We start from the raw sequence: 12,615 nt of genomic DNA, 5'->3' as shown, positions 1-12,615 counted from the left end.
GGCCCGAGGTCGTGAACACGCCGGGCTCTGCGAAGGCCGTGCTCAGGAGCGGTTTCGGTCTTCGAGGTGGCGGTAGACCGAGCGGCCGGTCATGCGTCCGCCGCCCGCCCCGGGGCCGCTCGCAAGCGGCCCGATCGTCTGGCGGATCTCGTCGGCGAGCTGGTCGCCGCTGTGCGGCTGTGGTTGCCGTTCGGGCTGCTGCTGCAACAGCGCCCTGAGAAACCCCCGCATCGACATGGCTCGACCGTACGTCGTCTGCGCGGGCGTGGCAACGACGCGCTACCTGCGTTGATCGAGCCAGTCGAGGATCTCGTTGCGGAGCCAGAGGCGGGGGCGCCCGTTGCCGAGGTCGACGACCGGGCGGGGCATGTCGGCGTACCGGCGCTGGTAGAGGCTCACGCTGTTGGCGTGGGACAGGCCGAGGATCGACGCCAGCTCGCGAGAATCGATCAGCTCTTCGGTGTTGACCATCGGTGCCACGCCACGATCGTAGCCGTGTCGAGGGGTGTAGACATCGCACGTCTACGCCCATAGACTCGTTCGCTGATGAAGTTGAAGTCGAACGATCCGTGCTGGTGCGGTAGCGGCCGGAAGCACAAGCGATGCCACGGCGACCGTCAGGCCCTCGACCGGCCGCCGGTCGAACTCGGCCAGGTGTCGCCGATGCGTCCGGTCCCCGAGACGATCGCCCGCCCGGACTACGTCACCACCGGTCGCATCTCGACGCCGAAGGCGGCCCACATCCACGACGCCGAGTCGCTGGCCCGTCATCGTCACGCCTGTCAGGTCGCCGCCGAGGTGCTGCTGCGAACCGGCGCCGCGGTCGCTGCCGGCGTCACCACCGACGAGCTCGACGTCGTCGCCCACGACACCTACGTCGAACTCGGCGCATACCCCAGCACGCTGGGGTATCGCGGCTACACCAAGTCGATCTGTACCTCGGTCAACGGTGTGATCTGCCACGGCATCCCCGACGACCGACCCTTGCGCGAGGGCGACATCGTCAACGTCGACGTCACCGCCTACGTCGACGGCATGCACGGCGACAACTCGGCGATGTTCGTCGTCGGTGAGCCGAGCGACGCCGTGAGCGGCCTGATCGAGACGACCCGCGAGGCGACCCTGCGCGGCATCGCCGCCATCCGGCCGAACGAGTCGATCCAGAACATCGCCCGCGCCATCGAGCCGTTCGCAGCAGCACGCGGCTACGGCGTCATCCGCGAGTACGGCGGCCACGGCATCGGCGTCACGTTCCACGCCGATCCGCACGTCAACCATTGCATCGACGCCCACGACCGGTACGTGTTGCGGCCGGGCATGACGCTCACCGTCGAGCCGATGCTCACGACCGGCCGCCCGACGTTCCACCAGGCCGACGACGGCTGGACGGAGCACGCGAACGACAACCGGCCGTCGGCTCAGTTCGAACACACGGTCCTCGTCACCGACGACGGTGTCGAGATCCTCACGATCACCGCCGACGGCGACACCGCCGTCGGCACACTCGATCAGCTCGCGGTGGTCTGACCCGCCGCGGCCTCGACCGAGTCGTACAGGCGTCCTTCGAAGCGGTCCGACAGGCGCGAGCGGGCGATCTGGGCTCGGGCGCGGGCGTGGATGGCGGCCAGCCTGACCTCGATGCCACGTTCGCCGAGGTCGTCGTCGACGAACTCGAGCGCCTCGGCCCCGGTCGTGTCGAGGTCGGCCATCATCTCGGCATCCACGACGAGCACACGGACGCCCCCTCGATCGGCGAGCAGACGTGCACCTCGGATGAAGCGTTCGGCGTTCGCATAGGTCAACGACCCTTCGAGACGGAGCGCGACGACGCCGTCGCGAGCCGGTCCGTCGACGCGTCGCACCGATCGCCGGAAGACGCCATCCGTCGACGGGCGCAGCTCCACCACGTCGGGGAACGTGGCCCGCCGCACCAGGAACGCCAGCGACATCGCCACGCCGACCAAGATCGCCGGGAGCGCCTCCCACACCAACACGAGCGTGAAGGTGACCACACCGGCGACGAAATCGAACCGGTTCACGTTCCACAGGCCCAGCAGACGACGGGGGTCGGCCGACTTGACGACGGCGGCGATGACGACGGCTGCGAGGATCGGCTCCGGCAACTGCTCGAACACGGGTGCGAGGAACAGCAGCGTCATCAGCAGCACGACGCCACTGATCAGGTTCGACATCTGGGTGCGAGCGCCCGCCTCCTCGGCCGCTGCCGACTTCGAAAGGCTTCCCGACACGGCCTGGCCGCCGACGAGCCCAGCGGCGATGTTGGCGGCGCCGGCGCCCATCAGTTCCTGGTCGGAGTCGACGTCTTCGCCGGTCGACTCCGAAACGGTGGAGGCAGCTGCGTAGCCCTCGGAGAAACCGACCAGCAGGAGGGCTGCGCCACCGCCGAACAGCTCGATCCAGCGCGTCGCCGACAGGTCGGGGATTCCCACACCCGGGAGACCGCTCGGGATGTCGCCCACGATCGCCACCCCGTTGTCGTCGAGCCCGAACAAGACGACAAGCACGATGCCGACGATGACCACGAACAGCGCGCCCGGGAGGCGAGGCACGAACCGCTCCATGAGCAGCAGTGCGGCCAGGCCGCCGAAACCGACCACGACTGTCCACCCTTGCCAGTCGGGGAGCTGTGACATCGTGTCGACGAACTTGGCGACGGCCGACTCCCCGTCGATGTCGATGCCGACGAGCTCGTCGAGCTGGCCGACGAGGATCGAGATCGACAGGCCGGCGACGAACGCATGCAGGACCGGTTTGGAGATGAAGTTGACCACCCAACCGAGGCGAAGTGCACCGGCCACCAGTAAGAGCACGCCCGAGGTGATCGCGAGCGCCGACGTCAACGCGATCGGGTCGACGTCGCCGGTGAAGTCGGCGACGATCGACGCCGACAGGGCAGCGACGGCCGAGGCCGGTCCGACGAACAGGATCGAGGTGCCGCCGGTGAGGAAGTACGCGGCGATCGCACCGAGCGCCGCATAGAGACCGATCTCGGGCGGCACACCCGCCACGCCTGCGTACCCCATCGACTCGGGGATCATGAGCGCTGCGACGGTCAGGCCGGCGATCAGGTCGGGACGGAGGTCGGACCTCCAGCGATAGTCCGGTAGCCACGCGATGACCGGCAGGACGGTCGTGAGCGAACGCCGGCGCGGAGCGACGAGCGGGAGCGGATCGCCGCCGAAGAGTTCGTCGTCGGGATCGGTCACGGGGGTGCCCACGAACGTGCACAGTAGAACCTTCCGGCGTGCCAGATCGCGACGGGACCGCTCACTACAGTGCGTGCTGTTCGGGTGATGGGACCCGGCGGGAACGGCAGGAGGCTCCGACGATGGAGCGCACATTCGACGACGATCAACTCCGTACTGCGTACGGCTACCTCCTCGGGAGGGCGCTGGTCGTCCGACAGGAGCGACGAGATCTCGCCGAGGAGGGTGTCGACTACAACGTCATCAAGCACAACCCGCTGGGATCGGCCGAGTTCGTCAACCCGAACTTCGACGTCGCCTATCTCGAAGCGTGGGTCGCCGTCGACGACGAGACGCCTGTGCTGCTCGAGATACCCCGGATCGAGGGGCGTTACTACACCGCACAGTTCCTCGACGAGTGGGGCGAGGTGATCGTCAACATCAACGAACGCAACTTCCCCGACCACCCGTCGGGCACGTTCGCGCTCGTCGCCCCCGGTGCCGCAGCGTCCGTCCCCGACGGAGCCGTGCCGATCGAGCTGCACTCCGACAAGGCGAAGATGCTCGCCCGCGTCGAGCTCCAGGACTCGCCCGACGACGCCGTCGACCTGGCTCGGCAGTTCACTCTCCGCAGTGTCGGTACGCCCCGGATCGCACCGACGATCGCCATCGACGACTTCGACAACCAGCACCTCGCCGACGTCGGCCTGTTCGACCATGCGAACGAATTGATCGACGCCGCGAGCGACGTGTGTGGTGCAACAGCCGAGCCACAGCGGCTCGCCCGGTCGGTCGCCGCGTACGTCGCTTCGTCGCCGGAGGCTCGTGCGGAGATCGACCGTGCCATCCACGCCGACGTGGTGCCGTGGTTCCTCGCCTACGCCGTCACGAAGTCGGGCGTGTTCCGCAACGGATGGCTCGGGACGATCACGGTCGGGAACTACGGCGACGACTACCTGATCCGGTCGGCGGCGAACCTCGTCGGCATCTGGGCGAACAGCGCCAGCGAGTGCATCTACTTCGTCGGAACGCGCGGCGGTGACGGGCAGCCGCTCGACGGGAGCCGGTCGTACCGACTTCACTTCGGGCCGGGTGACGTGCCGGCGGAGGCCGTGGACGGCTACTGGTCGATCATCCTCGTGAGCCTGCCCGATTATCGGGTCATCCCGAACCCGGATGATCGCTTCAACCTCAACTCGTACTCGCCGCTCGAGTTCGGTGACGACGGTTCGCTCGATCTGTACTGCTCGCCGGTGGCGCCGGACGGACCCCGACGAGCGAACTGGCTGCCCACGCCCGACGGCCATCCGTTCTCGCTGACGTTCCGCACGTACATCCCTCGGGCGAACGTGCGAGCGGGCGAGTGGTTCCCGCCTGCCATCGAGAGCGACTGACCAGCTCCGGAGCCCGCCCGCGCCGAATGTGACGGCATTCGTGCGGCCCGAACCCGTAGGGTCGATGGCATGTTCCGGCGCTGGATCACGTGGGTGCTGTGCCTGGCCGCAATCGTGGCCGGGTCGGTCGCGTGGGCCGGCTGGGTCTACCTCAACACCTGGGCCGATCCTGCCACGACGACCCGGGTCACCAACGCGGTGCTCGACGACCCCGGCGCTCGCGACGAGGTGCTCGCCCCGGTGCGTGGCCAGGTCATGTCGGCGATCCCGGCCGAGTTCGGCGTCACCCAAGACCAGGTCGACGCCGCACTCGTCGCCGTCCTCACCGACCCGGCGGCGCGACAACGGATTGCCGACGCGTTCGTGAGCGAGGCCGGGGCGCTGAACTTCGACGCCGCGAGCGCGGCATTCCAGACCGAGTTCGCGCGCACCCAACCCCAGCTCGCACCGATCATCGAACAGACACCGACCGACCTCTCCCTGCCCGACGTGTCCACGTCGTCGTCGCTGCGCGACACGGCCGACGACTGGGTCTGGCGGCTGGCGCTCGTGAGCGCACTCCTCTTCGTCACCTCGTTCGTGATCGGCGACGCCCGCCTGACCGCCCGTCGGTTCGGCTACTGGGCCGTCGCCACTGGCTTCCTCTGGGTCGTCGGCTCGCCGATCGCCACCTGGCTCGCTCCCCGGATCAGTACCAGCGTCGACGACACCGCAACGGTCGTGGTGCGCGAGTACACCGCGCCGATCGGGCCGTGGGCCCTCGGTCTCACGATCGCCGGCATCGCTGCCATCGCCGGCAGCTTCCTCGTGCCGAAGCGCCGCGATGCACCGGCTCGTGAACCCGCTCCGGAGCCGGTTTCGCGTCCTGACGATCGCCGCGCCCGCCGGCGAGCACCGCAGACGGCCGCCACGGCTGCGACGCCGCAGTACCGACCGTCGGCGCCGCCGCAGCAGCCGCAGTACCGGCGGTCGACCCCGGAGCCTCCGACCGAGCCGGCGCAGGTCGACGCGACCGAACCGGTACCGGTCGCCCGATCGGGAGACACCCGCACGATGCCGGTGCAGACCAACCCGACCCGCGACCACGAACCCCGGCCGACGGCCGACAGCGGCGAGGTCGACGTGTGGGCCGCCTACGACGCACCCGCTCCCCGCAGCGACGTTTGACACGTCGGGACGGCGTGGAACCGTTCCTAGGGTGATTCGAAGCGATGTCTGACTACGACCTGACCCCTCTCGTGGTCGGCGGTGCTGTCGCCGTCGGCCTCCTCCTGCTCGGCCCGATCGTCCAGTTCGTCCTGCGGCGACGCGGTCGCACCCAATTCGCCGCCGACCTGAGACGAATGCGTTCACCGATGCGGCTCGTCGCACTGGCGATCGTGGCCCGCAGCGTCGACCTGGTGTTCGACGAAGAGCCCTACACCTCGCTCAGCGAGGTCGCCGTGATCGCCGCAGTGGCGTGGTTCGTCGTTCGGTTCCTCGTCGTGGTCGAGGGCGTCGTCTTCCGTCGGCTGCGGATCGACACGTTCGACAATCTCCGGGCCCGCAGTCGACGCACCCAAGTGGAGCTGATCCGACGGATCGTGTCGGCGATCGTGATCGTCGGGGCCGTCGCCGTCACCCTGGTCACCGTCACCCCGCTGGGCGACTTCGGTCCGACGATCGTCACGTACGCCGGCGTGATCGGCATCCTCGCCGGTTTCGCGTTGCGGTCGCCGATCGAGAACCTCGCAGCCGGTGTGATCGTGGCGTTCTCGGAACCGATCCGCCTCGACGACGTGGTGGTCGTGGAAGGGGAGTGGGGCCGGATCGAGCACATCGGCCTCGTGAACGTCGTCGTCCGGATCTGGGACGACCGCCGGCTCGTGCTGCCCACGTCGCGGTTCGTCGACGAACCGTTCGAGAACTGGACGCGCTCGTCGTCGGCAGTGACCGGTGTCGTCACCGCATGGGTCGACCACACGGCCGACATCGAGTCGCTGCGGCGTGAGGTCGGCGATCTGCTGGCCCGCAATCCGCTCTGGGACGGTCGCGCCTTCAACGTGCAGGTGATCGAGCTCGACGAGCGGGCGATCCAGGTGAGGATCCTCGTGACCGCTGCGGACGCGTCGGACCTCTGGAATTTGCGCTGCGAGCTGCGTGAAGCGCTGTTGCCGCACCTCGCCGGCCGAGCCGACGAGTTGCCGGTGGTGCGCCTGGCCGATGCTCGTGAGCGGTCGCCCGAACTCGTCGGCTGAGGGTCGCGCCCGGGTCGGGTGATCTCCGGAAACGTCGACTCCGTCGCCGTTCCCTCCGACGCCCGACCCGGTCGGAGCCGTCGCCGTTCCCTCCGACACCCGACCCGGTCGGGGCCGTCGCCGTTTCTTCCGACACCCGACCCGGTCGGGTCAGGCTCGGGCGGCGAAGGTGGCGAGCATCTGGTCGAGGAGCTCGCGGTCGCCCCCGTCCGGGAACTGGAACTCGAGGGTGATCTCGATCGAGCCGCTGTCGGCGTCGGTGGCGGCGAGGACGGCAGCATCGGTGCCGACCCCGGCGCAGTCGCTCAACAGGTGGAGCTCGCCGACATAGACCTCGTCCGCATACGGCTCGGTTGCTTCGAGCGTGCAATCGCCGTTCGCACTCACGGCCTCGAGCAGCGCGCTCGGATCGGCGGCCCCGTCGCCCACGAACGCGACCGTCGCCAGCACGCCGGGCACGTTCCACGAACGCTCGAACTCTTCGATGTCGGTCGTTGCCTGGAGCACGGTCGTCTCGGCGAACTCGAGCGAGCCGACCCACTCCGACCACTCGGTGGGAACGAACAGTCGGATGTCGCCCGCCTGATTGGAGATCGGCTGCAGCGGCAGATCGGCCAACTGATCGATGATCGGAGCGAGTTTCACCGCCTGGCTGTCGAGCGGGTCCAATCGACCGTCCATACCGCACTGCACCTCGATGAACGCCGTCAGCTCGGTGGCGACGTTCTCGTAGGTCGCGAACGCCGCACCGATCTCCTCGGCCTCCGGAGACGAGGAGAACGCCTCGACGTCGTAGTCGTAGGCGGCAAAGCCGGCGGCGATCTGCTCGAGCGCGTCCGCCATCATCTGGGGCTCGCTGCTCATCCCGTCGGGGGCCGACGCGATCGCGGCGTCGACCATGAACCGTAGGATCGACAGCGCAGACTCGGCCTGTTCCGGCGTCGGCTCGGTGAGGACGCTCACGACCTGGTTGAACACGTAGACCTGCTGCGAGTCGAAACAGAACTGTGCCAGCGCCATGTCGCCTCCGTCGGGAACGCTGGAGTCGGGATCGACCGCCGGCGCCGTCGTGGTCGGTGCCGTCGTCTCGGGTGCGGCGGTGGTCTCGGGAACCGTCGTCGGTGCGGCCGTCGTTGCAGGCGCGGCGGTGGTCGCCGGTGCCTCGGTCGTCGGTGCGGCCGTCGTCGCCGGCGCAGCGGTGGTCGCCGGTGCCGCGGTCGTCTCGGTCGCGGCGTCGGTCGTCGTGGCGGACGCGTCGTCGTCGGAGCCGCCGCAGGCGGCAAGCGCCAGGGCGACGGAGCCGAGCAGAACGGCGCGGCGGACGAGGGTGGGGGCGTGGTGCATGCCGACGACACTACGAGACCGGCGTGAACCGACCGGAAAACGGCGAAACGGGTGACCGCCCGGAGGCGGTCACCCGTTTCAGCGGGGTAGGTCAGTGGGTGATCGTCAGGCGGTCTGACGACGGACCAGCAGGCTGATCGCCGCACCGGCGCCGAGCAGCAGGGCGCCGAGCCACACCATCGTGTTCGTGCCGTTGGAGCCGGTCGGGGGCAGCTCGGCGGCGATCGTGGTCGTGGCCGAGTTCGAGCCGACCACGGTGGTGGTCGGGCCGCCGGACGCCGTCGACGTGGTGGTGGGCGTCCCGCCCGTCACGCCGGCTCGGGGCGACATGTCGCACACTTCACCCTCGGTGGGCTCGCACGACAGGCCGGCGGCCTCGTCGAGGAAGTTGGCGTTGCCGTTCACTTCGGGAGCCTCGTAGGTGCCGCGCACCCGGGCCTGGTTCACGATCTGCTCGCCGGGGTCGATGCTGTCGACCGTCACGAGCAGGGTGATGCGGGGCGCTTCGGCGCCGGGGGCCAAGGCGTCGTCGAAGGTGCAGGTGACGAGCTGCGGCTTGGCGGCCTGCGTCAGGCTGCACGATCCGGCGTCGCCCTCGACCTCGTAGTCGACGTAGGTGACGCCGGCCGGGAGCAGGTCGTCGACGACGACCGGGTCGAGGGTGAGGACACCGGTGTTGGTGACGTCGAGGGTGTAGTTGAGTTCGTCGCCTTCGAACACCGTGGTCGCCGAGGAGTCCTTCTCGATCTCGACCGAGGCGAACGAGTTGACGACGACCACGCTGATCGTCTCACCGCGGTGACCGTCGAGGACGAACGAGTTCGGGTTGACGGCCGACAGGCTGGCACCACCGTCGGCGATCTCCTCGATCTTGTACTCGATGCCGAGCGGGTTCATGGTCGAGGGCAGCGGCACGATCTTGCTCTCGTTGTCGAGCAGATCGAACGTGACCTCTTCTTCGAACTCCGCGACTTCGCCGTCGACGGACAGGCGAGACACCTTGATCGTGTAGAGGGTGTCGGCATCGGGGCCGGGGCCCTCGACGTCCTTGGTGAACTCGACGTCGATCTGACAGATGTCGTCGTTCGTCGCCGGGTCGGTCGAACTCGTGTCGAGCGAGTCGGCCGTGGCGACGATCTCACCGTTCACCGAGATGGCGACGCCGTTCTGGTCGGCGCCGACGATCTTGCTGGCGCCCGGGTCGAGGACGACCGAGCCGCCGGCCCAGGTGACTTCCAGGGTGACGTCTTCGTTGTTCGTGACCTCGTACCAGTACGTCTCGAACTCATCCGTGACGGACAGCTCTGCACAGATCACCGTGATGGTGACGTCCGGCTGGCAGTCGGGCGAGTCGGGCGGGAGCTGGTCGTTCCACTCACAGGGCAACGTCGTGGTGGTCGTGGTGGTGGTCGTCGGCTCGACGCAGTCGGGGTGGTCGGGCGGGAGCTGTTCGTTGTACTCGCACGGCAGCGTCGTGGTCGTGGTCGTGGTGGTGGGCGGGACGCAGTCGGGGTGACCGGGCGGCAGCTGCGGGTTGTACTCGCACGGCAGCGTCGTCGTGGTCGTGGTGGTGGTGGTCGTCGTCGTCGTGGTGGTCGTCGGCTGACCGCACGACACCTCGCCCTCCCAGTGGTAGTTCGTGCCGGCGACCTGCGCCCACTCGACCTGGAAGTAGGTCCAGCCGGGCCAGTTGGGGTGCGATGCGAACTCGAAGGCCTGCGTGCCGCTCCAGTCGCCGTCGTCGTTGTGGAAGTTCAGGGTGATCTTCTCGCCCGGGTTGTCGAGATTCTCGATCCGAACGTTCACGTCATTGGCCTGTCCGGCGGGCAACCATTCGGGGTACGTCACCGTCAGTGCGGAGCAGTCGGGGGCGGGGTACGTCCAGTTCGACGTGCAGCCGTCCGGGCGGTACACCCGAGCCGACGTGCGCGTGCCTCCGGCGATGTGACGGCTGCCGTCGTACCAGCTGGCGGACACCGTCTCGGTCTCCCACTGGTCGGTGGCGGGGCGAACCTCGGTGCGGATGAAGCGGCTGCTGCCCACCGCCTGCTGACGCCCCTGGGGGGAATACAGGTCGGCGTTGCTGCTCGTGATCTTCCAGTCGTAGTTGGGCTGGTTGGCCCACGGCCGGACCGTCCAGGTGATGGTCCACGAGCCGTCGTCGTTGCATTCGGCGGAGCCGCTGACTTCAGGGTGGTGTGCCGACGCCGACTGTGGCGCCAGGACGACGACGCCACCGATCAGCATCGTCATCAACATCAGGATTCGTCGGAACATGGGCTGCCTTTCCCGCTCTGCCACCGTCGGTGGCACCGTGGCGGGGCCTCGTTGCAACACGCTGTGAGGTTCCCCGCCGGATTTGCTCACGCACCGTACTCAGGAATGCCAGCTCTCTGTCAACTGATCTGCCATATCTTCAGAAATTGCTGACGGTATCCGAGTAACGCTCACGAAGATCGGTTGCACGAGCACTCAAAGTGGTCACTCGGTGAAAGGAACGCGTCTCACGTGCCGGTCGTCGGGTGCTGGCCCGGGCGAACCAGTCCCGACTCGTACGCCGCGACCACGGCCTGGACGCGGTCGCGGACGTCGAGTTTCAACAGCACGCGGCTCACGTGGGTCTTGACCGTCGTCTCGCCGAGGATGAGCTCGCCGGCGATCTCGGCGTTCGACCAGCCCCGCGCCATGAGGCTGAGCACCTCCTGCTCGCGGTCGGTCAGCTGATCGAGTCCGGGGGCCGGCGTGAGCGTCGACGATCCGGCGACGAACTCCTCGATCAAGCGGCGGGTCACCGAGGGGGCGAGCAGCGCCTCGCCGTCCGCGACGACCTGAACAGCGTGCACCAGCTCGTCGGGTGGTGTGTCCTTAAGGAGGAAGCCGCTCGCTCCGGCGCGGACCGCGGCGTAGACGTACTCGTCGAGATCGAACGTGGTGAGGATCAGGATCCGGGCGTCGGTCGACGACGTGATCTCCCGCGTGGCGGCGATCCCGTCGAGCTCGGGCATCCGGATGTCCATCAAGATGACGTCGGCGCGGTGTCGCTGTGCGAGTTCGATCGCCTCCCGCCCGTCCGCCGCCTGGAACGCGACCTCGATGCCCGGCTCGGAGTCGAGGATCATGGCGAATCCCGTTCGCACGAGGGTCTGGTCGTCGACGACGCCGACTCGGATCATCGGATGGCTCCTGTTCGGGTGGTGACCGAGCTCGGTGGCAGGTGCGCGCGGACGCGAAATCCGCCGCCGGCGCGGGGCACGGCCGTGAGTGTGCCGCCGAACAGTTCGACCCGTTCGCGCATGCCGACGATGCCCTGCCCGGTGGCGCGATCGAGTTCGGTGAACGTGGTGCCACGTCCGTCGTCGTCGACCTGGATCTCGGTGCCGTCGGGCCGGTGGGTGATCCTGACGCTCACCGTCGTGGTCGGCCCGGCATGCTTCAGCACGTTGGTCAGCGCCTCCTGGATCACCCGGTAGGCGGCCACCTCGCGACTGGCCGACGTCACCGGTGCCTCACCTTCGACCTCGAGCGACACGACGGTGCCGTTCGCCGACGACTGCTTCACCAACTGTTCGACGTCGGCGAGCGTCGGCTGCGGTTCGAGGCCCGGGGCATCGCTCCCGCGCAGCACGCCGAGCAGCCGACGCATCTCGGCGAGCGAATCACGACCGACGGTGCCGATCGTGCCGAGAGCGGTCCGGGTCGCCTCGGGATCGTGGTCGAGCGAGCGCTCGGCGGCGCCGGCCTGGATCACCATGACGCTCATGCCGTGGGCGACGATGTCGTGCATCTCGCGTGCGATGCGGCTGCGCTCGTCGAGAACGGCCTGGCGAGCCAACAGCTCGCGCTCCGCTTCGGCGCGCTCGGCCCGCTGTTGGAGCTCGAGGATCCGACGTCGGCGGTCGTAGACGGCCTCGCCGACGAACGCGGCCGTCAGATGGATGGTGACGATGCCGAACAGGGCGATCGCCGGCAGGTCTTCCTGGGGTGCGAAGACGCCCAGGACGACGACGGCGGTGAGCACCAGCACCGCCGCGCCCACACGTCGCCAGACGCGACGGCGGTCGTCGCCGCCGTGCACGGTCGCCGCGTACACGGACAGCAGCGTGAACGCGTCGAAGTTCGACGCGTAGTCGGCGACCCAGAACACGATCGTGAACGCGACGACCCCGAGCAGCGACCACCAGACCGCACGGCGGCGGAATGCGAACGCGGCCGTCTGGCACAACACGAGCACCACGGCGAAGGCGTCGGGTGAACGCTGTGAGCCGACTTCCACGGCGTTGACGAGACCGGTGAGCGCGAAGAAGCCGATAATGGCCGCGAACGCGACGTCGGCAGCGAAGGGGTGCTCCTCGGTCGCCCTACGGAACGACCGCCACCAGCGCGACAGCACACTCATCCCGGGCAACGGTAGCCACGCGGGCAGGTCCGATCATC

11 protein-coding genes are annotated in these 12,615 nt (G+C 68.6%); 4 read left to right on the top strand and 7 right to left on the bottom strand.

The features are described from left to right. Positions 1-42 precede the first annotated feature (42 nt). Together BDK89_RS13585 and BDK89_RS13580 are read right to left on the bottom strand one after the other, a co-directional pair. Complete coding sequence (locus tag BDK89_RS13585) at positions 43-237, bottom strand: hypothetical protein (protein ID WP_133869453.1); 195 nt, start codon at positions 235-237, stop codon at positions 43-45. A gap of 42 nt (positions 238-279) precedes the next feature. Then, a complete protein-coding gene (locus BDK89_RS13580; RefSeq protein WP_133871099.1) occupies positions 280-471 on the bottom strand; it encodes a helix-turn-helix transcriptional regulator in 192 nt (63 codons plus the stop codon). Positions 472-546: 75 nt separating this feature from the next. Here BDK89_RS13580 and map point away from each other — a divergent pair, with 75 nt between their 5' ends. Next, positions 547-1,527 carry a type I methionyl aminopeptidase gene (gene map / locus BDK89_RS13575; RefSeq protein WP_133869452.1) on the top strand — a complete coding sequence of 327 codons (981 nt, stop codon included), beginning with the start codon at positions 547-549 and terminating at the stop codon, positions 1,525-1,527. Here the strand turns inward: map and BDK89_RS13570 are convergent. Continuing rightward, entirely contained in the window at positions 1,509-3,239 is a 1,731-nt protein-coding gene (locus tag BDK89_RS13570; protein WP_166657577.1) for a SulP family inorganic anion transporter, read from the bottom strand. The genes map and BDK89_RS13570 overlap by 19 nt on opposite strands. Positions 3,240-3,349: 110 nt before the next feature. Here BDK89_RS13570 and BDK89_RS13565 point away from each other — a divergent pair, with 110 nt between their 5' ends. The 3 genes from BDK89_RS13565 (at position 3,350) to BDK89_RS13555 (ending at position 6,837) form a co-directional block, all read left to right on the top strand. After that, positions 3,350-4,600 (top strand): DUF1214 domain-containing protein, encoded by a 1,251-nt coding sequence (locus BDK89_RS13565; protein WP_133869450.1) that lies wholly within the window; start codon positions 3,350-3,352, stop codon positions 4,598-4,600. Between the two features lie 69 nt (positions 4,601-4,669). Then, positions 4,670-5,767 carry a hypothetical protein gene (locus tag BDK89_RS13560; protein ID WP_133869449.1) on the top strand — a complete coding sequence of 366 codons (1,098 nt, stop codon included), beginning with the start codon at positions 4,670-4,672 and terminating at the stop codon, positions 5,765-5,767. Positions 5,768-5,811: 44 nt separating this feature from the next. Next, positions 5,812-6,837, top strand: a complete 1,026-nt coding sequence (locus tag BDK89_RS13555) for a mechanosensitive ion channel family protein (protein WP_133869448.1) — start codon at positions 5,812-5,814, stop codon at positions 6,835-6,837. 150 nt (positions 6,838-6,987) lie between these two features. Here the strand turns inward: BDK89_RS13555 and BDK89_RS13550 are convergent, their stop codons facing one another. From BDK89_RS13550 to BDK89_RS13535, 4 genes are all read right to left on the bottom strand, one after another. Beyond that, positions 6,988-8,181, bottom strand: coding sequence for a hypothetical protein (locus BDK89_RS13550; protein ID WP_133869447.1), 1,194 nt, complete (start codon positions 8,179-8,181; stop codon positions 6,988-6,990). A 105-nt stretch (positions 8,182-8,286) separates the two neighbouring features. Then, positions 8,287-10,458 (bottom strand): LPXTG cell wall anchor domain-containing protein, encoded by a 2,172-nt coding sequence (locus BDK89_RS13545; protein WP_133869446.1) that lies wholly within the window; start codon positions 10,456-10,458, stop codon positions 8,287-8,289. Positions 10,459-10,685: 227 nt separating this feature from the next. Then, positions 10,686-11,354 (bottom strand): response regulator, encoded by a 669-nt coding sequence (locus BDK89_RS13540; protein WP_133869445.1) that lies wholly within the window; start codon positions 11,352-11,354, stop codon positions 10,686-10,688. Then, on the bottom strand, positions 11,351-12,577 hold the full coding sequence (locus BDK89_RS13535; protein ID WP_133869444.1) for a sensor histidine kinase: 1,227 nt from the start codon (positions 12,575-12,577) through the stop codon (positions 11,351-11,353). The genes BDK89_RS13540 and BDK89_RS13535 overlap by 4 nt, the downstream gene beginning before the upstream one ends. Between the last annotated feature and the right edge of the window lie 38 nt (positions 12,578-12,615).

The organism is Ilumatobacter fluminis (genome assembly GCF_004364865.1).
Classification (GTDB): domain Bacteria; phylum Actinomycetota; class Acidimicrobiia; order Acidimicrobiales; family Ilumatobacteraceae; genus Ilumatobacter; species Ilumatobacter fluminis.
Note: the sequence above shows the minus strand (reverse complement) of the source record. Positions and strands in the feature narration are given on the sequence as shown.

Excerpts from the sequence above, each read along its gene's own strand:
- BDK89_RS13585 (WP_133869453.1), bottom strand. The coding sequence starts at position 237 with ATGTCGATGCGGGGGTTTCTCAGGGCGCTGTTGCAGCAGCAGCCCGAA.
- BDK89_RS13580 (WP_133871099.1), bottom strand. The coding sequence starts at position 471 with ATGGTCAACACCGAAGAGCTGATCGATTCTCGCGAGCTGGCGTCGATC.
- map (WP_133869452.1), top strand. The coding sequence starts at position 547 with ATGAAGTTGAAGTCGAACGATCCGTGCTGGTGCGGTAGCGGCCGGAAG.
- BDK89_RS13565 (WP_133869450.1), top strand. The coding sequence starts at position 3,350 with ATGGAGCGCACATTCGACGACGATCAACTCCGTACTGCGTACGGCTAC.
- BDK89_RS13560 (WP_133869449.1), top strand. The coding sequence starts at position 4,670 with ATGTTCCGGCGCTGGATCACGTGGGTGCTGTGCCTGGCCGCAATCGTG.
- BDK89_RS13555 (WP_133869448.1), top strand. The coding sequence starts at position 5,812 with ATGTCTGACTACGACCTGACCCCTCTCGTGGTCGGCGGTGCTGTCGCC.
- BDK89_RS13550 (WP_133869447.1), bottom strand. The coding sequence starts at position 8,181 with ATGCACCACGCCCCCACCCTCGTCCGCCGCGCCGTTCTGCTCGGCTCC.
- BDK89_RS13545 (WP_133869446.1), bottom strand. The coding sequence starts at position 10,458 with ATGTTCCGACGAATCCTGATGTTGATGACGATGCTGATCGGTGGCGTC.
- BDK89_RS13540 (WP_133869445.1), bottom strand. The coding sequence starts at position 11,354 with ATGATCCGAGTCGGCGTCGTCGACGACCAGACCCTCGTGCGAACGGGA.
- BDK89_RS13535 (WP_133869444.1), bottom strand. The coding sequence starts at position 12,577 with ATGAGTGTGCTGTCGCGCTGGTGGCGGTCGTTCCGTAGGGCGACCGAG.